This is a genomic window from Pseudomonas brassicacearum (assembly GCF_918698105.1).
Lineage (GTDB): Bacteria > Pseudomonadota > Gammaproteobacteria > Pseudomonadales > Pseudomonadaceae > Aquipseudomonas > Aquipseudomonas brassicacearum_F.
The window spans coordinates 1-19,754 of the sequence record NZ_CAKKMI010000103.1; the positions used below are offsets into that span (position 1 = coordinate 1).

The window sequence follows — 19,754 nt, forward strand, 5'->3', positions numbered from 1 at the left end:
GCTAAAAAAATGTTGGCTGATACGCCGCCATCGCGAGCAAGCTCGCTCCCACATTGAATGGGGTCCGGCTGGAAATCCTCATACCCAAACCGTTTTGTCCGACAACATGTAGTGACCAAAAATAATCACTACAAAACCGTTGACGCCTCCGATTTGCCCTTGCATGATGCAGACGTCTCCCCGATCGGGAGTACAGGCAACTGTTTGAGCAAGCTCGTCTGACCGCCGAGCTGTTTTTTGGATAAGGGACTGCCCACAAGGCAGATTGAAGGTGCTGACCTGGCCTGACCGTCCGGTAACAAGGACGAGAAACGCCGGCGATCAATCCTCATGACGCGCGTGGTCGACCCTCGAAAGTTGACACTGCCTGAAGATTCTTCGCTGTTTCTCCTCGTTGTAGCGCATTTGCGTAGCAGCCCTTCGATAACACTACACAACCGATGCACGACCCCGTCGAAGTCAGGCGGAAGAATGCTGACGGCCTGGTTTCGGTAGCAGGCACGTACTTACCGAGTAGCGAAGTTTTTGCGAACCACCAGACAGATCAACCAAATGGTCAAGGGGCTTACACATGAATCTGAATAATCAACCATCTATTGATGAACTGGCTCGCATATTCGCAGCACACAAGGACACGCTCGACAGCCATATCCTGTGGATCAGCAAGACTGGCCAGGTGCATATGGACTGCCTGTCGCCCTACACCCGCGAAGACGAGTTCGAAAAGAACACGCAAGAGCTGGGTGCCCGGCTGAAGATGTACCGCCGTGGCCAGGGCTACGTTGGCAAGAAGGCCGCGGCCGACAAAGACTTCATCGGTCGCGTGTTGCAGACGCTGACCCAGGCCTGGCAGTCGATGCAGAACACTTCCGAGGTCCGGGTCATCGACCGCCTCTGCTGATACGTCCTGAACAAAAGGGCCCGCTCCTGATCCAGGAGCGGGCCCTTTTGTTTGTGGGACAAGCCCCTAGAACACCGACCAGCCAATCCGCTGACTCATCAATTCCAGCGCCGCCATGCCGGCCAGGGAATTGCCGGCGACGTTGAGTTCAGGCGACCAGACGCACACCGTGAAGCGCCCCGGCACCACGGCGACAATCCCGCCACCGACCCCGCTCTTGCCCGGCAGGCCGACGCGATAAGCGAAGTTGCCGGCCTCATCGTACAGGCCGCTGGTGGCCATGATGGAATTGACCTGCTGGGTCTGCCGGGCGCTGAGGATCTGTTCGCCGCTGTGCTTGCAGAACCCGTCGTTGGCCAGGAAGCAGAACGCCCGCGCCAGGTCGATGCAGCTCATCCGCAGGGCGCAGTGGCTGAAATAACTGCGCAGCACCGCTTCCACGTCGTTATGGAAATTGCCGAACGATTGCATCAGGTACGCCATCGCCGCGTTGCGCGCGCGGTGCTGGTATTCCGATTCGGCGACCTTGCCGTCCACCATTACCTGCGGGTTGCCCGACAGGCGGCGCACGAAATCGCGCATCGACAACGCCGGGGCGGCGAAGCGCGACTGGTTGATATCGCAGATCACCAACGCGCCGGCGTTGATGAACGGGTTGCGTGGTCGACCGCGTTCGAATTCCAGTTGCACCAGGGAATTGAACGGTTGGCCGGACGGCTCATGGCCCAGGCGCTCCCAGATCGCTTCGCCGGAATGCCCGATGGCCTGCACCAGGCTGAACACCTTGGAAATACTCTGCACCGAAAACGCTGTTTCGGCGTCGCCGGCGCAATACAACTCGCCGTCGTTGCCATACACGGCAATGCCCAACTGGTTGGGCGCCACAGTGCCCAGGGCCGGTATGTAGTCGGCCACCTTGCCCTGACCAATCAGGGGGCGAACCGCATCGAGGATCTCGTTCAACAGTGCTTGCATATGCGCGGGGTCCAGTCATTCCCCGTTCGAGTGCGGGGATACAGACGCTAGACGCTGGTGGGCGGGGTCAGAGCACACTGTTTCATCAAACTGCGTAAACACATCCTGTGGCGAGGGGATTTATCCCCGCTGGGTCGCGAAGCGGCCCCAATCTGCCTTCTGGATGTATCAGATTTATCGTGTCCAGGCATTCGAAGGGCTGCTTCGCAGCCCAACGGGGATAAATCCCCTCGCCACAAAATGTGTTTGCCTCATGCTCTTCAACATTTTTCGGGGGCGCCGGGCGTCAAATCGAGCGGTCTATAGTTCAAAGGATCAATCGGCAGGAGTAGACGATGCGCCAGATCATGCAAAAAGAACCCTGGTGGGCCTCACCGCCCAAGCCCGGGCAGGATGAAAACGAGCTGGAATGGGGCTGGCTGGTGATCTACAGCGAAGGCGAACCGCGCTTCGAGTTCATCAAGGAGCGCCCATCGGACGAGCAGATCCGCCGACGCAAAGGTTGTCGTGTCACCCTCGGATCGGAATGAGCCAGCCCGTCACGGCTTGATGTCCGGCAATGCCACCGCGCGATTGGCCAGGTCCGCCTCCACCAGGTTGCCTTCTATTTCCTCGTCCAGGTAGTACACCGGCGCCATCACCCCGCTGAGGGGATGCTTGAGCGACTTGGACCACGCCTCATCGAACGCGGCGCTCAGGCTTTTGCGGATCTGCGCCTCCATTTCCGGCCGCTCGCCTTCGTGGATGATCGCGCGAATACCCGCCACGCCCACCGAGATCAATGCGCCGGCGGCCTTCCCGGCTACTGCTGCCGCCGCGCCGGTCGCCCCACGGGTGGCAAATTGCGCCTCGATTTTCTCGCTGGTGCGTTGCGCCACCGTTGCGATCACCGCCTCCGATGGCCCGGCACCTGTGGCAGCGGCCTTGTTGACGTGATCGATCAGGGCCGTATAAGCCGGCAGTGTGTTCAGCGGTTCGGTATGGATCATCTCGTACAATGACGCGTTACGCGCCGCCGGCGGCCCCAGGTTGACGGCAGGAATGCCGTGCAGGCGACGGTTCATCAGTTCGTTCGGGATTCGATGCCGCTGGGCGATGACTTGGACCTGTTGATTGAGCTGGCGTATGTAGTAGTTCGTCGCGGTGGCCCTGATTGCCTCGGGATCGATTTCCACGGCCACCGGCTCCAGCACCTGTTCGCGGTATTGCTCTTGCAGGTAGACCGCCAGGCGCCTGGCCGAGGAATCCGCCTCGCCCTCGGCGCTGGCGGCGTACCAACTGACCTTCACCGCCAGCCATTCCTGGGTCCAGTAGCTGCTGAACCAGGGGATGAACTCGGCCTCGGTACGCTCATAGACCAACACACGCCAATGCTCCATCGACCCGCGGGCATAAAGCCCGGCCTGTTCGATAGCGCTTTTCGAGGCGGCGATGATCTGCTGGTCCACCTGTCGCCAAGTGGCCTGGTCAATCGTCACCGTGGCAGCCTGTTGACCGCGCTGTGACGTGGCGCACCCCGCCAGAACGAGCATAACGGCCAACATCAGCGAACGCAGCACAGTCGCGCCCCCCCGGATCCAGGTCATCCACGGAGTTGAGTATAGGTCGCCTCGCTCCTACAAGGATTCTCAAAACCGGGTGAAATGCTCGAACTGCCAGGCGTCGGCCGCTGCGTCGCCGGATGCTTTGTGAAGGGCACCCGTCGGTGTCCAATCGGTACGCTTGCCCACCAAGGTCCCCAGGTAAGGCCTGGCGACCTCCAATACCCGTTCGTAGTCCATCTGTTCCGGCTCGACGATACCGCGATCCGGATGTTCGATGGCCCAGACGATCCCCGCCAGTACACCTGCCGCCACTTGCAGGCTGGTGGCGTTATTGAAGGGCACCAAGGCCCTCGCCTCGTCAATGCTCAGCACCGAGCCGAACCAGTAGGCGTTCATTTCATGGCCCATCAGCAACACGCCCAAGGCATCCACCCCGCCGGGGTCGATTTCGCCGTTGAGAATCCGCTGTCGGGCCTGGGTTTCCCAGCCGCGACCGATCAGCTCATGGATCGACAGCCAGGCATCGTTGCACGGGTGATAGGCATAATGCAGGGTGGGTCGATAAACCAACCTGCGTTGCTCCTTTAAAGTCAACAGGTCGGACGTCGAAGCGGTTTCGTGGTGGGTAATCATCAGCCCCAGGCAGGGCCCGCCCACCGGGGTCCAGGTCTTGACCAAGACACTGGCGCTCGGGCGTTCCAGATAGATCGCGTTGCGACTGCCGAAACGATGGCGCCGGGCAGTGGATGGCCAAGTCCGCTCATGAGTGCCCCACCCCAACTCCGCCGGCTGGCGCGCCTCGCTGATGAAGCCCTCCACCGACCAGGTGTTGACGAACTCATCGTCCCCCTTGGGGGCCCGGGCGCGCTGGCTGTCACGTTCGGCAAAATGAATGACCTTGATGCCCAATGCCATGCTCAGTCTGGCCCAATCCACACCGTCCTGTTGTTGTGGCAACGGATGCTTGAGTTGCATCGCCAATTCAACCAATCCGGCCTTGAGCAAATGGGTGATCAAACCGGGGTTGGCACCATGGGCCACCACCGCCGTCGGGCCTTTGCCCAACTTTTTTTGCAGGTCCAGCACCTGATAGCGCAAGGCGTAATTGGTGCGATGGGAAAGATCCAGGTGCGGATCGTCGTAGCCCCCAGCCCACGGTTCTACGCAGGTGTCGAGGTACAATGCGCCTTTCTCGAAGGCATAGGCCATGAGGTCCAGGGAGCTGACTTCGACCGACAGGTTGACGATGAAATCCCCGCGCTTGACGACGCGATCCAGCGTTTGCACGTAGGTTGGCCTGGTCAAGGCCTTGCGAACGAAGCGAATTCCGCGCTCCTTGAACCAGATGTTCTGGTCGATCACCGGTGCGATGACGGTGATCTGCTTGACCACGACGTGATCCTGCCCCAGCAGCAGGGGCAACGTGGCCCGGGCGATGGAACCGAAGCCGATGAAAATCAGATGGCCTGTGAACGGGATCTGACGTTTCATGCGCTGCCTCCTGGGAAGGGTGTAGCGCCCATGAAATAACCGAACGAAAATCGAGGCTACTGTCAATGTTGACAGGTACGGCGCAGGTCCTCCTGCGCCGCGCCCCGCGTTCCCCTACGAAGTGCCCAGCCCGCCGGACAAGTCCGCGCCAGAGGATGCCCGTTCGTTGGCCGGCATGGCGGAGGGCTCGTCACGATGCTCAGTGGTCTTGCTCACCGTATCGCGCACCGTTTCATAGCCCTCCCGCGCCGTGCGCTTGACCTTGTCGGCCAGATCGGCGCTGGTCTTGCCCATCGCTCGCTGTTCGGTGGAGGTGCTGGGCAATGCCGCTCCCAGCATCGCCCCTAGGGCAATACCCGCAGCCGCCATCATCAGCGGTTGCTCCTTGAAGAGGCGGCTGAATTCATCGCCCAGGTTTTGCGACCCCTGGGCCATGCGCTCGCCCGCCTGGTGAGCGTTGTGCCGGGCATGCCGGGCGCTGGCGCCCAAGTCGTCCGCCAGGTGCGCGGCCTTGTCCTTGAGGTGGTGAAAGCCTTCGCGCAACGAATCGCTACTGCTGTGCAGGTGTTCACGAGCACTGTCCAGGCCATCGGCAAGCCCATCGCTCCAGGCGCTGGAGTCCTGGTCGGGACCGACGCGATATCCGGCCCGCGGCGGATGGTTCTGGCCAAGCATCAACCAGCACAGACCGACCGTGGTCAGCACGGTCGGCACTGGATTGTTGCGTACCGTAGTGCCCAGGTTGCCGAAAAATTCGGCGCCATTTCCCTTCACAAGCCCCAGGGCCTGATCCAGCATTTGCCCTGGCGTGAACTTGCTGCCCAAGGCATCGACGATATGGCTGATATGGGCACGTTGCTCGTCGATTTCGCGCTCGATGGTCTCCGGGCTCTTTTCGGATTCGGTTTTGAATTCATCCTTCATGAGGCTTTCCTCCGCAAGGCTTCCTGGTCTTTGTTCAAGGCATCGAGCGTTCGCTCAGGCTTGAAGTGAGACGGCTCGAACTGTTTCTTGCCCGACTGCACCATGACCAAACCGATGATCATGACCACCACGCCCACGATCAGCGCCGCCAGCCACGGGGCCATCACGGTGCTCAGGCCATAGACCACCGCCATCAGCAGAATGATGAAGCCGGCCAACAGCACCAGCGCCCCACCGGCCACCGCGGCAATCCCCGCCTTGAGGGTGTTGAGACTGGCCTGGAACTCAGCCTTGGCCAGCGCCAGTTCCTTGGTAAACAGCGAGGGGACTTCGTGGGTCAATTGCTTCAACAACCCCACCACCGAAGCGTCGTTATCGGACACCGAAGCCCCGGCGCTACGCTGCATATCGGGTTCATGTCGGTTCATCACAACTCTCCTCTGATATTGGCCGAGCCAGGCAGCGAGCCCGTGGCGGCGTCACTGGGGTGGTCCTGTACACTGGGCGATGTCGGGGTGATGCCTGTGGCCATGCCACTGGCAGTCCCGGCACCGGGGCCGATGGGATCGGGGACCTGGTCGAAGGGTCGGTGCGCGGCAAAACCACCGGCCGGCGGGTTGGAATGGCCGGCTGCCGGATCTTCGGTTTCGCTGGCGATGGATGGGCTGCCCGCCTTCAAAAAACGCGAAAGCCCAAAGCCCACCGCGACACTGCCGGCCATGAACAGCCCTGGATTGTCCCGGGCCAGACGGGCGCCATCGTGCAGCAGTTGCTCGGCGCTCATGTTGCGTAATTTGCCGGCCAGGCCGGTCATCGAGTCCGCCATGTCCGCCAGGTAGTGGGACAGCCCAAGGGGATCGCTGGCTTCGAGTTCCGAGCCGGCCGACTTGGCCCCCCGCGCCAGCGCATCGATCTGGTCGGCGGCGGTATCGCGGTATTGGCCGAAGTGCGCATCGGCCTGTTCGCGTGCGCTGCCGATGGCGTCGTTCACTCGCGCCTTGATGTCATCGGGTCGGTTATCGCGTGATTGATCGGGGTTGTTGTCCGGGATAGTCATGTCTGTCCATCGCCTCCGTGGTGAAAAACTCAACTACAGGCAACCGCCGCAGCGATGCCCGAATAAGTGCCTCTCAGAACAAATGACGGAGCGCGCTGAAACCTAGTTCCAACGAATTTGAATACTGGATGCTGTGTGGTCGTTAGGGCCGCCGGATGGTTTTTTTAGACAATAAAAAGGGCATTGGAGTGAACACCAATGCCCGATTTCAATTTCGCCTTTGCGAGGGAGCAAGCTCTCCTCACAAAGGTCGCGACGTAGACCTCAGGAATCCATCGTTGCCGCCTGATTACCGCCCTGCTCGGCAATTTTCGAGAGTTTCTCGTCGGTGGCTTTTTCTTCCTTGAGGGTCGCCAGCAGCAGGCCGACCACTTCATCGCCCAGGTTCAAGTGCTTGGCCATGGCAATCAAGGTGCCGTAGCTGGCGATTTCGTAATGCTCGACTTTCTGCGCCGCGCCGATCAGCCCCGCATCGAGCACCGCACCTTTTTCGATTTCTTCAATCAGCTCCTTGGACTCTTCCACCAGCCCTTCCATGGCGATGCACTTCATGCGCTTGAGCTTGATACCCGCCACTTCGACGAGCGTATCAATGCGTTCGATCTGCCCCTGGGTTTCTTCCAGGTGATCGTTGAAGGCTTGTGCGAGCAAGGGGTTGGTGGCGGCCCGGGCCATGCGCGGCAAGGCACGGGTGATCTGTTTTTCAGCGCTATAGACGTCGGACAGTTCGTGAATGAACAGGTCCGTTACGGTTTTTCTGGCCATCTCAATCATCCTCTGGGCAAAAAAAGACACGCCACTTGGCGAACCTCGAAAGGTTGATGAGGTGAAGCCGGCATGCGCCGCTTCACCTGTCATCAACACTGACTCGGAGAGATTTTCGGGCGTTCCAGAAATTTGCCGAAACATTGACAGAGGGTATCGGTGAATCTTTCAACCCAACGCCGTGTCGAGAAACATCATGACCGCAAACCCCATCATCAACCCCAGAGTGGCCGGGGTTTCATGACCATTGCGATGGGTTTCGGGGATCACCTCGTGGGACACCACGAAGATCATCGCCCCCGCCGCCAACCCCAGGCTGATGGGGTACGCGACGGCGACGCCCGAGGACATGCCCAAGCCGATCACCGCGCCCAAAGGCTCCATCAACCCCGACCCGACCGCGATGAGCGCGGCACGCAAGGTGCTGATACCGGTGACCCGCAGCGCCATGGCAATGGCCAGGCCTTCGGGGATGTCCTGGATGGCGATGGCAGTGGTCAGGGGCAGGCCGACCTTGAAGTCGCCGCCGGCAAAACTGACGCCGATGGCCATGCCTTCTGGCAAGTTGTGCAAGGTGATGGCAAGCACGAACAACCAGACACGATTGATACGCTCGGCCTGGGGACCACGCCGGCCACTGAGTTCGTGCTCGTGCGGCACGAAACGGTCCAGGCCGATCATCAGGGCCACGCCCAGGCCCAGGCCAACCACGACGACAAACGCGGCCAGCAGCTGGTTGCCACAGATGATTTGTGCCGCTTCGATGCCCGGCAGGATCAATGAGAACGAGCTGGCGGCGAGCATCATGCCGGCGGCAAACCCCAGCATGATGTCCTGGGTGCGCGAGGAGATATCCCGCAGCACCACCGCCATCAACGCCCCGAGGGCGGTGGCGGCAAAACCTGAGGTACCGCCCAGCACGGCGTAGCCCAGGTGTTGACGATTGGCGCCCACCAGAGCGTTGTAGCCACTGTAGAGCAACAACGCGGCCACCAACGCCAGCCCGAGCCAGAACGCCAGCCCCAACAAAAGGTTGTCTTGCACAGGGTTGAGCCAGGTGCGCCAGGGGGAGCGAATCCGGGAGGTGGGCTGGTCCATCGAATGTCCTTACTGGTCTCGACCTTGGCATGGCTGATCGTTGCGGCAATGGCCGCAACGATCAGTCGCAATAGCAGGCGAGGGAGTCGCCTCCCCCGCCATTTGTTTACAGTTTGTCACCTTGCATCCCCGAACCCAAGTCGGCGCCTGTAGTGGGGTTACTGTCGGGGTCGGACATCGTCCGCGCCTTCATGTCCATCAACAGTGCCTCGTCCTTTTCACTCAACTGCACACTGGCCAGGCCATCGCCACCGTCGACCGCCGGCACCGGATTTTCGACGAACTCCCAATCGTCGCCCTGGTTCCATGGGCCGCGCACGCTAGGTTCACCTTGGGACATATTGAAGTACACATTGGTGAACTCCGGCATGCCTGGCAGTTTACCTTGAGGGAAGTTGGGCTGGATGGCATGCAACGCTTTTTCGAATGACAACTGATGGGCGATTTCACGCGTCATCAAAAAGCCCAGCGCTTCTTTTACACCAGGGTCGTCAGTGACATTCATCAATCGTTCATAGACAATTTTTGCCCGGGCTTCGGCAGCGATGTTGGAACGCATGTCTGCCGTCGGCTCGCCGATGGTATCCACGTAAGCGGCAGTCCAGGGCACCCCGGCGGAGTTGGTCAGGGGTGAACCGGCACCGTACAGCAGGCTGGTGATGTGAGAGTCGTTACCGGCACCGTTGATGTCCCGGTACAGTTGGCCCTCCTTCTCCACGCCTTCGGCCATCTTGCCCTTGGCGCCCTTGTTCAACATCACGATGATCGAGCCGATCACTTCCAGGTGGCTGAGCTCTTCGGTGGCGATGTCCATCAGCAAATCCTTGCGGCCCGGGTCGTCCTCGGACAAGGCCTGGGTGAAATAACGCGACGCCGCCGCCAGTTCCCCCTGAGCCCCACCGAACTGCTCGAGCAGCAGGTTGGCAAGTCCAGGATTAGGCTCAGCGACACGCACGGTGTACTGCAATCGCTTGTTATGTAGAAACATAATTGAACTCCTCACTCAGGCACCCGTCATGAGAACACTGCGTACGGCAGGTCCATGAAAGTCTGAAGAAGTTAAATGAATAAAATTTAGTTTTTATTCAAACCAGAAGACGAATGGCCAATTACAATCCAGACCAACTTGTCGACGGCATTAAAACAATTAATAGATCAGCGAAGCCAAGCACGATATACCCGACTACACGCGGTCATAACATCAAGTCGGGACAGGTCCCGTGCCAATGGCACGGGACCTGCGAGACCACGAGACATTATGAATTACGACCGCCACCGTGGCTGTTTTCACCGCCTTTCCTGCCGGCTTCGGAGGCTTTTTCCCGGTCGTTGGCAAAGTTGCCGCCCGAGGCCTGGCCACCTTTGCGGCCGGCTTCCGAAGCCCGCTCTGGGTCATTGGCAAAGTTACCACCCGAGGCCTGCCCGCCTTTGCGGCCGGCTTCTGCGGCACGTCCAGGGTCGTTGGCAAAATTGCCGCCGGAGGCCTGGCCTCCCTTGCGTCCAGCCTCGGAGGCGCGCTCGGGATTATTGGCAAAGTTGCCCCCCGATGCCTGTCCGCCTTTTTTCCCGGCTTCCGATGCCTTCTCACGATCGTTAGCGAAATTGCCAGGGTTGTTATTACCTGTGTTAGCCATTTCATTCACCTCGTTTAGTTGATATCCACGAGTCATGCTGACTCGTCTTATTCGGAAAACATGACGCCGCCAAGGTTTTAAGGAAACGCTGTAAACGGCGACGAATGGTCAATCCTCAATTTATATGGCCGCGGCCGTGATTTTCATTGCATCAAATTATTAAACAGGCCGAGACTGAAACTTCCTGTGGGAGCGAGCTTGCTCGCGATGGCGGTGTGTCAGTCGATATCAATACAGGCTGATCCGACGCTTTCGTCGGATCGCCGCCCGGAGCAAGCTCGCTCCCACATGGGGCCCATCGAGGAAAACAGTGCGTGTCTTTCCACGCTGTCCGCCAAAGGTCGGGCAACGCCGGCACCCCATTGCACCGGTCTCGTCACCCTGGCCTCGCGCCGTTCCAGGAAGCCAAAACTCGCGGGCTGCCGGCGTTGTCCTGCACCACCGCACTGACCGGCTTGCGGCGTCCGGATACCCTGTCGCCGATACCCGGATTCAAGAATGCTCAGGGTGAAATCGGATCGCTCGCCGGAAACGTTTCCTCCAGCGCGTCGTCCAGCTGGTTGTTGGTGATGTTGCGCTCACCCACCTTGCCACTGCGTTCGCAATGGCAATCGGGCGACGGGCAAGGTTCACCGTTGGGATGTTGTTCGGCGCACGCCTGGCTGCAATAAGCCTCGCCGTCGTGGTTGAACCGTTGCGGGTCCGCCTCGCATTGGCAATCGGGGCAACCGCACTTTAAGTTGCTCATGTTCTTTCTCCCGAGGTAACGGGTTGAAGGCGCCGTCAGGAAGAGCCCACCAGCAATTGGACCTCAAGGTTCGCCGCCGCCACACCGTGGTTTGCCACATACACATCGGCGGTCCAGCCCTTGGTCAGGTTGTGATAGGACTGAGTGCCCAAGGCCGTGCCGCTGTCCCATTCCAGGATGTCGCCAATATCGATGTCATTGGCTGGATTCAGCTCAAGCACCGTATGGCGATCCTCCTGCCCCACGTACACCCCCACCATTGAACTCTGTCGATTGATGGCCCGTACTTCACCCTTGGTCTGCTTCATACGTTTGCTCTCTCGGCAGTTTTCAGGAGCAGCCGCACCACAGGGCCGGCCGCTCTTTGCTGCTCAGCGCTTGGCTTCGGTATGCGGGGCCGCTGAACGCTCCAGGAACGCTGCGGTAATCTGCGGCAGGTGGTCGCGCAACCAGTCGGCCATGGCGATTTCCTGTGGCAGGATCTGTTCGCAAGCCCGTTGTGTCTCCACATCGCCCGCCACTTTCGCGGCCTCGATCAACACGGTGTAAGAGGCGATCTCGAGGTTCTCGAACACGTAGCCACTCATGGCCCCCTTGACCACTTCGTCGCTCATCGTCATCCCGCCCACCGCTTGACCGAAGGCCATGAGTTTGCCGGCCAGGTCCTTGAGCGTCGACGTGCTGCCGCCCAGGCGCTGAATGCATTGTTCCACCAGCTTCTGCTGCCCGAGCGTCTCCTCGAGGTGCTGTTCGATCCGGGTCTTGAGTGCCGGGTAATGCTCAAGACGTTCGGCCTGGGCCTTGAGCATTTTTTCCGCTTGCTGTTCCATGGCATGGGCGTCGTTGAGCCAATCCAGCAGGTTCTCTTTAGGCGTTGCCATTTCCTTCTCCTTAGCCGTGGTCGCTACTGCAGCGCAGCGCGACAGTTCTGAAGTACCGCACATAAAAGTGGATAGCGCGGCACAGGGGAAGTTTGAAGAAAACAGGGGCCAGGGCGACGAAAGGCGCCACAGGGATTTCCCTGCTCAATCGCAGTGCTAACCTCAACAGCTCCAGACCAACGTGGCCCTTGATATGCCAGAAGACTTTCATCAAGCACCCATCGATCAATTGCAGGCACACATGGCCGGGCGCCGTTTCCTGGTGCTCACCGGAGCCGGCATCAGCACCCCTTCGGGCATCCCGGACTATCGCGACAGCGACGGTGTACGCCGGGGTCGACAGCCGATGATGTACCAGGAGTTCCTCGCCCAGGCCGAGGCACGGCGACGCTACTGGGCGCGAGCGATGCTGGGCTGGCCGCGAGTGCGGCAGGCCAGGCCGAACGCGGCTCACGAAGCCCTGGCCGAGTTGCAGGCACGGCAACGCATCACCGGCCTGATTACCCAGAATGTCGACACGCTGCATGACCAGGCCGGCAGCCAGGACGTCATCGAACTGCACGGCAGCCTGCATCGCGTGCTGTGCCTGGATTGCGGCCAGCGCAGCGAACGACAGCAGATTCAACAGTTGATGGAAACCGAAAACCCTTACCTGGCCGGCGTCGATGCGGTGCAAGCGCCCGATGGCGACACCCTGCTCGACCCGGCCTTCGAGGCGCGCTTCCAGGTGCCCCGCTGCCCCCACTGCGGCGGCGAACGGTTGAAACCCGACGTGGTGTTTTTCGGCGAGAACGTCGCCCCCCTCACCGCGACCCGTGCCATGCAAGCCGTCGAGCAAGCGGACGGCCTGCTGGTGGTGGGCTCGTCGCTGATGGCGTATTCGGCGTTTCGCCTGTGCCGGGCCATCAAGGACCAGGGCAAGCCGCTGCTGGCGATCAACCGGGGCAAGACCCGGGCCGATGAACTGCTGGATCTCAAGCTGGAAGAGCCGTGTGAGCAACTATTGCCACTATTGATCTGACACCACGCCATACCCCTGTGGGAGCGAGCTTGCTCGCGATGGCGGAGTGTCAGTCAATATCAACGCTGGCTGATCCGACGCCATCGCGAGCAAGCTCGCTCCCACAGGGTCATCACTCCCACAGGGTTAATGTTGGCCTGCGGTCAATGTGCCCAAATCCTGATCCCTGAGCGTATCGAACAACGCCTGCGCCGCCGCCGACAGTTCATGCCCCGGCTTGGTCAGCACCCCGATGGCCCGTTCGATCACCGGATCGCTCAAGGTGATGCAACGGGCACCCAGTTCATGCATCTGCCCGACGCACAGCGCCGGCACGGCACTCACCCCCAGCCCGCTGGCGACCATCCGTCCGACGGTCGCCAACTGGTGGCTCTCGAACTCCACGGGCAGTTTCATGCCACGGGCCTGTAGATGCTCTTCCAGCATCACCCGTACGGTGGAGGGCCGTTGCAGCGTGATGAAGGGCTGCTCCAGCAGGGTTTCCCAGTGGATTTCGTAGCGCTGGGCAAACGGTGAGTCCAGCGGCACCACCGCGACGAAGCGATCCAGATACAAGGGCGTGAATGCCAATGATGAACCCTGCATCGGCTCGAACGCCACGCCCAGTTCGACATGACGATCACGGACCATTTCCAGCACTTGTTCGTTGATCACGTCGTTGACCGTGACGTTGACATTCGGATAACGGGCGCGGAAGGTCTTGAGGATCGGCGGCAGCAGGTTGCCGGCAAACGACGGCATCGCCGCCAACGTCACGCGGCCACGCTGCAAGGTGAAGCGCTGGCGCATTTCGTCCTCGGCGTTGTCCCAGTCGGCAATCAGCCGGCGGGCCAGCGGCAACAAGGATTCGCCTTCGGGCGTCAGCGCCACGTTACGGGTATTGCGGCTGAACAAACGACCGCCAAGGCCTTCTTCCAGGGCCTTGATGGTCAGGCTCAAGGCCGATTGGGACAGGTGCAGCCGCTCGCAGGCCACGGCAAAGCTCAGGCTCTGGGCCACGGCGAGGAAGGCGCGGATTTGCTTGAGGGTCATGCTCGCTACGCTCCAAGGTCTATTGTTGAGTTTTATCAATCAATCCAACCTAAAAATCAACTTAACAAATATATGACTTGGCGCAACACTGCACCCCATTGCGACCCCATCAAGAATAAAAGAGGTGTCTATGGCAGGTTTCGACAAACGCGTGAGCTCTTATGAGCAAGCGCTGGAAGGCTTGAAGGACGGTATGACCGTCATCGCCGGCGGCTTCGGCCTGTGCGGTATCCCGGAAAACCTGATCGCCGAGATCAAGCGCAAGGGCATCCGCGACCTCACCGTAGTGTCCAATAACTGCGGCGTCGACGGCTTCGGCCTCGGCGTGCTGCTGGAAGACCGGCAGATCCGCAAGGTGGTCGCCTCCTACGTGGGCGAAAACGCCCTGTTCGAGAAGCAACTGCTCAGCGGTGAAATCGAAGTCGTACTTACCCCCCAAGGCACCCTCGCGGAAAAAATGCGCGCCGGCGGCGCAGGCATCCCGGCGTTCTTCACCGCCACCGGCGTCGGCACCCCGGTGGCCGAAGGCAAGGAAGTGCGTGAATTCCATGGTCGCCAGTACCTGATGGAAGAATCCATCACCGGCGACTTCGCCATCGTCAAAGGCTGGAAGGCCGATCATTTCGGCAACGTGATCTATCGCCACACCGCCCAGAACTTCAATCCACTGGCCGCCACGGCGGGCAAGATCACGGTGGTGGAAGTCGAAGAAATCGTCGAACCCGGCGAGCTGGACCCGACGCAGATCCACACCCCTGGCATCTACGTCGACCGGGTCATTTGCGGCACGTTCGAAAAACGCATCGAACAGCGCACCGTGCGTAAGTGATCCCCTGCCCCCGGCCCGAATGAAGGAATAACAACATGGCACTTTCCCGCGAACAAATGGCTCAACGCGTCGCCCGCGAAATGCAGGACGGCTACTACGTAAACCTGGGCATCGGCATTCCGACCCTGGTCGCCAACTACATTCCCGAAGGCATGGAAGTCATGCTGCAATCGGAAAACGGCCTGCTCGGCATGGGCGCGTTTCCCACCGAAGCCGAAGTCGATGCCGACATGATCAACGCCGGCAAGCAGACCGTCACCGCGCGCATTGGCGCGTCGATCTTCTCTTCGGCCGAATCGTTTGCCATGATCCGTGGCGGCCATATCGACCTGACCGTGCTGGGCGCGTTCGAGGTGGATGTCGAAGGCAACATCGCCTCGTGGATGATCCCCGGCAAACTGGTCAAGGGCATGGGCGGCGCGATGGACCTGGTGGCCGGTGCCGAGAACATCATCGTCACCATGACCCACGCGTCCAAGGACGGCGAGTCGAAACTGCTGCCGCGTTGCAGCCTGCCGCTGACCGGTGCCGGTTGCATCAAGCGCGTACTGACCGACCTGGCCTACCTGGAAATCCAGGACGGCGCCTTCATCCTGAAAGAACGCGCCCCGGGCGTCAGCGTCGAGGAAATCGTCGCCAAGACCGCCGGCAAATTGATCGTGCCGGACCATGTGCCTGAAATGCAGTTCGTTGCCCAGTGAGGAGAGATTCGATGCAAGAAGTCGTGATTGTCGCCGCTACCCGTACCGCCATCGGCAGTTTCCAGGGTTCGCTGGCTTCCATTCCCGCGCCGGAACTCGGTGCCGCGGTGATTCGTCGCCTGCTGGAACAGACCGGTTTGTCGGGTGAACAGGTCGATGAGGTGATTCTTGGCCAGGTGCTGACCGCAGGTTCCGGGCAAAACCCGGCTCGCCAGGCGGCGATCCTGGCTGGCCTGCCCCATGCGGTGCCGGCGCTGACCCTGAACAAAGTCTGCGGCTCGGGCCTCAAGGCGTTGCACCTGGGTGCCCAGGCGATCCGCTGTGGCGACGCCGACGTCATCATCGCCGGCGGCATGGAGAACATGAGCCTGGCCCCGTACGTGTTGCCGGCCGCCCGCACCGGCCTGCGCATGGGCCACGCGAAGATGATCGACAGCATGATCACCGACGGCCTGTGGGATGCCTTCAACGATTACCACATGGGCATTACCGCCGAGAACCTGGTGGACAAGTACGGCATCAGCCGCGAGGAGCAGGACGCGTTCTCTGCCGCGTCCCAGCAGAAGGCCGTCGCCGCCATCGAGGGCGGTCGGTTCGCCGATGAGATCACGCCGATCCTGATTCCCCAGCGCAAAGGCGACCCTGTGGCGTTCGCCACCGACGAGCAACCGCGCGCCGGCACCACCGCCGAATCCCTGGGCAAGCTCAAGCCTGCCTTCAAGAAGGATGGCAGCGTCACCGCGGGCAACGCCTCCTCCCTCAACGACGGCGCCGCCGCGGTGATCCTGATGAGCGCGGAGAAAGCCAAGGCCCTGGGCCTGCCCGTGCTGGCGAAAATCAGTGCCTATGCCAATGCCGGCGTCGACCCGGCCATCATGGGCATTGGCCCGGTCTCGGCCACCCGCCGCTGCCTGGACAAGGCTGGCTGGTCGCTGGATCAACTGGACCTGGTCGAAGCCAACGAAGCCTTCGCCGCCCAGTCGCTGGCCGTGGCCCGGGAACTGAAATGGGACATGGACAAGGTCAACGTCAACGGCGGCGCCATCGCCCTGGGCCATCCTATTGGCGCATCGGGGTGCCGGGTACTGGTGTCGCTGCTGCATGAAATGATCAAGCGCGACGCCAAGAAAGGCCTCGCGACACTGTGCATCGGCGGCGGACAGGGCGTGGCCCTGGCGCTGGAACGGGCATAACCGACACAGGTTCAACGGTGGTTGCGCGGACCCACGAATATCCGCGTAGCCACTGGCACCACCACCGGCGCAATCTCGGTTGCGCCGGTTTTTTTTGCCTGCTGGTTTTGCGCATCGCCTGACGGCCCCTTCGCGAGCAGGCTCGCTCCCACAGGGGGGGTTGGGTGTTCACAGATCCGCTGCCCACCACAGATCCATTGTGGGAGCGAGCTTGCTCGCGATGGCGATGGGTCAGTTTGCATTGATGCTGAATGTGCAGGCCCCATCGCGAGCAAGCTCGCTCCCACAGGGGGGGCTTGGGTGTTCACAAATGCGCTGCCCACCGCAGATCCACTGTGGGAGCGGGCTTGCTCGCGAAAGCGGTGGGTCAGTTTGCATTGATGCTGAATGTGCAGGCCCCATCGCGAGCAAGCTCGCTCCCACAGGGGGGCTTGGGTGTTCACAGATCCGCGGCCCACCGCAGATCCACTGTGGGAGCTGAGCTTGCTCGCGATGGCGTGGGTCAGGTGACGGTGAACCGTCAGGAACCCGCGCCAAACCGGTCGCGGCTGTTGGTCAGGTGCAGCCACATGGCGGCGCGGGCGGCGTCCGGGTCTTGGCGTTTGATGGCGTTGAAGATCGCCTCATGCTCCAGGTTGGCCAGTTGTGCCAGTTTGCCCAGGTCCGCCTGGCCGCGTTCGGCCACGTTCACTCGGGTCCTGGGAATCATCGCACTGCCCAGGTGCTGCATGATTTCGACAAAACAGGCGTTGTCCGTGGCTTCGGCGATGAGCAGATGGAAGCGCCGGTCGGCCTCGACACAGCTGTCGTTGTTGCTGGACAGCCGCTGATAGTCATCCAGCGCCTGGCGCATCTGCTGCAACTGGTGTTCGCTGCGACGCTGGGCCGCCAAGGCGACTGCATGGGTTTCCAGGCCCAGGCGCAGCTCCAGGATTGCCCGCACCCCCGCCGCAGTGTCGACATTGAGCCGCAACCCCGGCTCGCCGGTTTGCGCCAGCACAAAGGTGCCGATGCCGTGGCGGGTCTCCACCAGCCCTGAAGCCTGCAACTTGGAAAGCGCCTCGCGCACCACCGTACGGCTGACCCCGTGCGCCTGCACGATGGCGCCTTCGGAGGGCAGCTTCTCCCCCGGTTTCAGTTGCCCCAGCACAATACTTTGGCTCAACTTCTCCACCAGGTCATAGGCCAGATTTTGGGTGCGCTTGCGGGCAGGCATTTCGGTGTTCGACTGCATGGAGGTGGGTCCTTGAACGGCGCGGTCTGAGCGGCGGATAAAAAACCACATCGACCGACAACTTGTATGACAACCTCAATCATGGCAGCCATTCAGCAACTTCGCCAGCCTGCCGCAAATCGATCAGATTCTTAAACTCACTATAAAACTTAATAAAATCAACCTATTAATAAAAAACCAAGGTCAGAACGCAGCCCAAAAATCAACAGACGCTTGTAAGATAAAATTTTCAAGTTGTATGATGTCTATCAACATCACCGTCATACGATGCCCGTATAAAAACAACGAGTGGGACAACCATGCATACCCAAGACACCCGCAAAGCCCCGATCATCACCAGCATGCAGGTCGTGCCCGTGGCCGGCCACGACGGCATGCTGCTGAACCTCAGCGGCGCCCATGGCCCGTTCTTCACCCGCAATATCGTCATTCTCAGGGACAACGCCGGCCACACCGGCGTGGGCGAAGTCCCAGGCGGCGAGCGCATTCGCCAGACCCTCGAAGACGCCCGTTCGCTGGTGGTCGGCAGCCCCATCGGCACGTACCAGAAGATCCTCAACACCGTGCGCCACGCTTTTGCCGACCGCGATGCCGGCGGCCGTGGCCTGCAGACTTTCGACCTGCGCATCACCATCCACGCGGTGACCGGCCTGGAAGCGGCCTTGCTGGATCTGCTCGGCCAGCACCTGGACGTACCGGTTGCGGCCCTGCTTGGCGAAGGCCAGCAACGCGATGAAGTGAAGATGCTCGGCTATCTGTTTTACGTCGGCGATCGCCAACAGACCGACCTGCCCTACCGCAGCGAGCCGGACGCCGCCAACGACTGGTTCCGCGTGCGCCATGAGAAAGCCCTGGACGCCGACGCCGTGGTCCGCCTCGCCGAGGCTGCCCACGCTCACTATGGTTTCCAGGACTTCAAGCTCAAGGGCGGCGTGCTGCAAGGCGACGCGGAGATTGAAGCGGTCACGGCGCTTGCAGAGCGCTTTCCCCAGGCACGCATCACCCTCGACCCGAACGGCGCCTGGTCACTCAAGGAAGCGATTCGTTTGTGCCGCGACCAGCACAAGGTGCTGGCCTACGCCGAAGACCCTTGCGGTGCCGAGAACGGTTATTCGGGTCGCGAGGTCATGGCCGAGTTCCGCCGCGCCACGGGTCTGAAGACCGCCACCAACATGATTGCCACAGACTGGCGCGAGATGGGCCACGCCATCACTTTGCAGTCCGTCGACATTCCCCTCGCCGATCCGCACTTCTGGACCATGCAGGGCTCCGTACGGGTGGCGCAAATGTGCAATGAATGGGGCCTGACCTGGGGCTCGCACTCCAACAACCACTTCGACATTTCCCTGGCGATGTTCACCCACGTGGCCGCCGCCGCACCGGGCGACATCACGGCCATCGACACCCATTGGATCTGGCAGGACGGCCAGCGGCTGACCAAGGCACCGTTGCAGATCCAGGGCGGCTGCGTGCAAGTGCCGAAAAAACCGGGGCTGGGGATTGAGCTGGACACCGACCAACTGGCCAAGGCCCATGAGTTATATAAAGGCATGGGCCTCGGGGCGCGGGACGATGCGGTGGCGATGCAGTACCTGATTCCGGGCTGGACGTTCAACAACAAACGGCCGTGCCTGGTTCGCTGAAGCGGGCAATATCCCTTGTGGGAGCGAGCTTGCTCGCGATGGCGGTGGGTCAGCCACATTGATGCTGACTGACACTCCGCTAT

22 protein-coding genes are annotated in these 19,754 nt (G+C 60.9%); 7 read left to right on the plus strand and 15 right to left on the minus strand.

The annotated features are described in order from the left end of the window. Positions 1–571: 571 nt before the first annotated feature. Complete coding sequence (locus LQ215_RS26770; protein WP_003200138.1) at positions 572–901, plus strand: hypothetical protein; 330 nt, start codon at positions 572–574, stop codon at positions 899–901. Positions 902–967: 66 nt separating this feature from the next. Here the strand turns inward: LQ215_RS26770 and glsB are convergent, their stop codons facing one another. Then, a complete protein-coding gene (gene glsB, locus LQ215_RS26775; RefSeq protein WP_230153320.1) occupies positions 968–1,876 on the minus strand; it encodes a glutaminase B in 909 nt (302 codons plus the stop codon). A 335-nt stretch (positions 1,877–2,211) separates the two neighbouring features. Between glsB and LQ215_RS26780 the strand changes: the two genes are divergently transcribed. Then, complete coding sequence (locus LQ215_RS26780; RefSeq protein WP_230153321.1) at positions 2,212–2,406, plus strand: hypothetical protein; 195 nt, start codon at positions 2,212–2,214, stop codon at positions 2,404–2,406. Between the two features lie 9 nt (positions 2,407–2,415). On the opposite strand, the gene LQ215_RS26785 is transcribed toward LQ215_RS26780, so the two are convergent. The 12 genes from LQ215_RS26785 to LQ215_RS26840 form a co-directional block, all read right to left on the minus strand. After that, positions 2,416–3,354 carry a hypothetical protein gene (locus tag LQ215_RS26785; protein WP_230153322.1) on the minus strand — a complete coding sequence of 313 codons (939 nt, stop codon included), beginning with the start codon at positions 3,352–3,354 and terminating at the stop codon, positions 2,416–2,418. A gap of 150 nt (positions 3,355–3,504) precedes the next feature. Further along, complete coding sequence (locus LQ215_RS26790) at positions 3,505–4,911, minus strand: saccharopine dehydrogenase C-terminal domain-containing protein (protein WP_230153323.1); 1,407 nt, start codon at positions 4,909–4,911, stop codon at positions 3,505–3,507. Positions 4,912–5,025: 114 nt separating this feature from the next. Next, on the minus strand, positions 5,026–5,835 hold the full coding sequence (locus LQ215_RS26795) for a DUF3618 domain-containing protein (protein ID WP_230153324.1): 810 nt from the start codon (positions 5,833–5,835) through the stop codon (positions 5,026–5,028). Then, a complete protein-coding gene (locus LQ215_RS26800) occupies positions 5,832–6,263 on the minus strand; it encodes a phage holin family protein (protein WP_230153325.1) in 432 nt (143 codons plus the stop codon). Before LQ215_RS26800 ends, LQ215_RS26795 begins: the two co-directional genes overlap by 4 nt. After that, positions 6,263–6,892 (minus strand): hypothetical protein, encoded by a 630-nt coding sequence (locus LQ215_RS26805; protein WP_230153326.1) that lies wholly within the window; start codon positions 6,890–6,892, stop codon positions 6,263–6,265. The genes LQ215_RS26800 and LQ215_RS26805 overlap by 1 nt, the downstream gene beginning before the upstream one ends. Before the next feature lie 264 nt (positions 6,893–7,156). Next, entirely contained in the window at positions 7,157–7,657 is a 501-nt protein-coding gene (locus LQ215_RS26810; protein WP_230153327.1) for a ferritin-like domain-containing protein, read from the minus strand. A gap of 168 nt (positions 7,658–7,825) precedes the next feature. Beyond that, positions 7,826–8,755, minus strand: coding sequence for a ZIP family metal transporter (locus tag LQ215_RS26815; protein ID WP_230153328.1), 930 nt, complete (start codon positions 8,753–8,755; stop codon positions 7,826–7,828). A 106-nt stretch (positions 8,756–8,861) separates the two neighbouring features. Then, positions 8,862–9,743, minus strand: a complete 882-nt coding sequence (locus LQ215_RS26820) for a manganese catalase family protein (protein WP_230153329.1) — start codon at positions 9,741–9,743, stop codon at positions 8,862–8,864. A 268-nt stretch (positions 9,744–10,011) separates the two neighbouring features. After that, on the minus strand, positions 10,012–10,389 hold the full coding sequence (locus LQ215_RS26825; RefSeq protein ID WP_230153338.1) for a general stress protein: 378 nt from the start codon (positions 10,387–10,389) through the stop codon (positions 10,012–10,014). Between the two features lie 502 nt (positions 10,390–10,891). After that, positions 10,892–11,137, minus strand: coding sequence for a metallothionein (locus LQ215_RS26830; RefSeq protein WP_230153330.1), 246 nt, complete (start codon positions 11,135–11,137; stop codon positions 10,892–10,894). A 35-nt stretch (positions 11,138–11,172) separates the two neighbouring features. Next, complete coding sequence (locus LQ215_RS26835; RefSeq protein ID WP_230153331.1) at positions 11,173–11,445, minus strand: hypothetical protein; 273 nt, start codon at positions 11,443–11,445, stop codon at positions 11,173–11,175. A gap of 63 nt (positions 11,446–11,508) precedes the next feature. Further along, positions 11,509–12,018 carry a ferritin-like domain-containing protein gene (locus LQ215_RS26840; RefSeq protein WP_230153332.1) on the minus strand — a complete coding sequence of 170 codons (510 nt, stop codon included), beginning with the start codon at positions 12,016–12,018 and terminating at the stop codon, positions 11,509–11,511. A 193-nt stretch (positions 12,019–12,211) separates the two neighbouring features. Here LQ215_RS26840 and LQ215_RS26845 point away from each other — a divergent pair, with 193 nt between their 5' ends. After that, entirely contained in the window at positions 12,212–13,039 is an 828-nt protein-coding gene (locus tag LQ215_RS26845) for an NAD-dependent protein deacetylase (protein WP_230153333.1), read from the plus strand. A 126-nt stretch (positions 13,040–13,165) separates the two neighbouring features. Here the strand turns inward: LQ215_RS26845 and LQ215_RS26850 are convergent, their stop codons facing one another. Next, complete coding sequence (locus LQ215_RS26850; protein ID WP_230153334.1) at positions 13,166–14,071, minus strand: LysR family transcriptional regulator; 906 nt, start codon at positions 14,069–14,071, stop codon at positions 13,166–13,168. A gap of 130 nt (positions 14,072–14,201) precedes the next feature. On the opposite strand from LQ215_RS26850, the gene LQ215_RS26855 reads away from it, so the two are divergent. The 3 genes from LQ215_RS26855 to LQ215_RS26865 are packed head-to-tail and all read left to right on the plus strand — an operon-like array spanning position 14,202 to position 16,794. Continuing rightward, a complete protein-coding gene (locus LQ215_RS26855) occupies positions 14,202–14,900 on the plus strand; it encodes a CoA transferase subunit A (protein ID WP_122568457.1) in 699 nt (232 codons plus the stop codon). A 35-nt stretch (positions 14,901–14,935) separates the two neighbouring features. Continuing rightward, the gene (locus LQ215_RS26860; protein WP_230153335.1) at positions 14,936–15,601 is read left to right on the plus strand and encodes a CoA transferase subunit B; all 666 of its coding nucleotides are present in this window, start codon (positions 14,936–14,938) and stop codon (positions 15,599–15,601) included. Positions 15,602–15,612: 11 nt separating this feature from the next. Then, positions 15,613–16,794: an acetyl-CoA C-acetyltransferase gene (locus LQ215_RS26865; protein WP_003200115.1), complete on the plus strand. Its 1,182-nt coding sequence runs from the start codon at positions 15,613–15,615 to the stop codon at positions 16,792–16,794. A 520-nt stretch (positions 16,795–17,314) separates the two neighbouring features. Here the strand turns inward: LQ215_RS26865 and LQ215_RS26870 are convergent. Continuing rightward, positions 17,315–18,028 carry a FadR/GntR family transcriptional regulator gene (locus LQ215_RS26870; RefSeq protein ID WP_230153336.1) on the minus strand — a complete coding sequence of 238 codons (714 nt, stop codon included), beginning with the start codon at positions 18,026–18,028 and terminating at the stop codon, positions 17,315–17,317. A 299-nt stretch (positions 18,029–18,327) separates the two neighbouring features. Here LQ215_RS26870 and gudD point away from each other — a divergent pair, with 299 nt between their 5' ends. After that, complete coding sequence (gene gudD, locus LQ215_RS26875; protein ID WP_230153337.1) at positions 18,328–19,671, plus strand: glucarate dehydratase; 1,344 nt, start codon at positions 18,328–18,330, stop codon at positions 19,669–19,671. The last annotated feature ends 83 nt before the right edge of the window (positions 19,672–19,754 follow it).

What these genes read in the sequence shown, in the direction of transcription:
- LQ215_RS26770 (WP_003200138.1), top strand. Translation starts at nt 572, where the DNA reads ATGAATCTGAATAATCAACCATCTATTGATGAACTGGCTCGCATATTC.
- glsB (WP_230153320.1), bottom strand. Translation starts at nt 1,876, where the DNA reads ATGCAAGCACTGTTGAACGAGATCCTCGATGCGGTTCGCCCCCTGATT.
- LQ215_RS26780 (WP_230153321.1), top strand. Translation starts at nt 2,212, where the DNA reads ATGCGCCAGATCATGCAAAAAGAACCCTGGTGGGCCTCACCGCCCAAG.
- LQ215_RS26790 (WP_230153323.1), bottom strand. Translation starts at nt 4,911, where the DNA reads ATGAAACGTCAGATCCCGTTCACAGGCCATCTGATTTTCATCGGCTTC.
- LQ215_RS26795 (WP_230153324.1), bottom strand. Translation starts at nt 5,835, where the DNA reads ATGAAGGATGAATTCAAAACCGAATCCGAAAAGAGCCCGGAGACCATC.
- LQ215_RS26800 (WP_230153325.1), bottom strand. Translation starts at nt 6,263, where the DNA reads ATGAACCGACATGAACCCGATATGCAGCGTAGCGCCGGGGCTTCGGTG.
- LQ215_RS26805 (WP_230153326.1), bottom strand. Translation starts at nt 6,892, where the DNA reads ATGACTATCCCGGACAACAACCCCGATCAATCACGCGATAACCGACCC.
- LQ215_RS26810 (WP_230153327.1), bottom strand. Translation starts at nt 7,657, where the DNA reads ATGGCCAGAAAAACCGTAACGGACCTGTTCATTCACGAACTGTCCGAC.
- LQ215_RS26815 (WP_230153328.1), bottom strand. Translation starts at nt 8,755, where the DNA reads ATGGACCAGCCCACCTCCCGGATTCGCTCCCCCTGGCGCACCTGGCTC.
- LQ215_RS26820 (WP_230153329.1), bottom strand. Translation starts at nt 9,743, where the DNA reads ATGTTTCTACATAACAAGCGATTGCAGTACACCGTGCGTGTCGCTGAG.
- LQ215_RS26825 (WP_230153338.1), bottom strand. Translation starts at nt 10,389, where the DNA reads ATGGCTAACACAGGTAATAACAACCCTGGCAATTTCGCTAACGATCGT.
- LQ215_RS26830 (WP_230153330.1), bottom strand. Translation starts at nt 11,137, where the DNA reads ATGAGCAACTTAAAGTGCGGTTGCCCCGATTGCCAATGCGAGGCGGAC.
- LQ215_RS26835 (WP_230153331.1), bottom strand. Translation starts at nt 11,445, where the DNA reads ATGAAGCAGACCAAGGGTGAAGTACGGGCCATCAATCGACAGAGTTCA.
- LQ215_RS26840 (WP_230153332.1), bottom strand. Translation starts at nt 12,018, where the DNA reads ATGGCAACGCCTAAAGAGAACCTGCTGGATTGGCTCAACGACGCCCAT.
- LQ215_RS26845 (WP_230153333.1), top strand. Translation starts at nt 12,212, where the DNA reads ATGCCAGAAGACTTTCATCAAGCACCCATCGATCAATTGCAGGCACAC.
- LQ215_RS26850 (WP_230153334.1), bottom strand. Translation starts at nt 14,071, where the DNA reads ATGACCCTCAAGCAAATCCGCGCCTTCCTCGCCGTGGCCCAGAGCCTG.
- LQ215_RS26855 (WP_122568457.1), top strand. Translation starts at nt 14,202, where the DNA reads ATGGCAGGTTTCGACAAACGCGTGAGCTCTTATGAGCAAGCGCTGGAA.
- LQ215_RS26860 (WP_230153335.1), top strand. Translation starts at nt 14,936, where the DNA reads ATGGCACTTTCCCGCGAACAAATGGCTCAACGCGTCGCCCGCGAAATG.
- LQ215_RS26865 (WP_003200115.1), top strand. Translation starts at nt 15,613, where the DNA reads ATGCAAGAAGTCGTGATTGTCGCCGCTACCCGTACCGCCATCGGCAGT.
- LQ215_RS26870 (WP_230153336.1), bottom strand. Translation starts at nt 18,028, where the DNA reads ATGCAGTCGAACACCGAAATGCCTGCCCGCAAGCGCACCCAAAATCTG.
- gudD (WP_230153337.1), top strand. Translation starts at nt 18,328, where the DNA reads ATGCATACCCAAGACACCCGCAAAGCCCCGATCATCACCAGCATGCAG.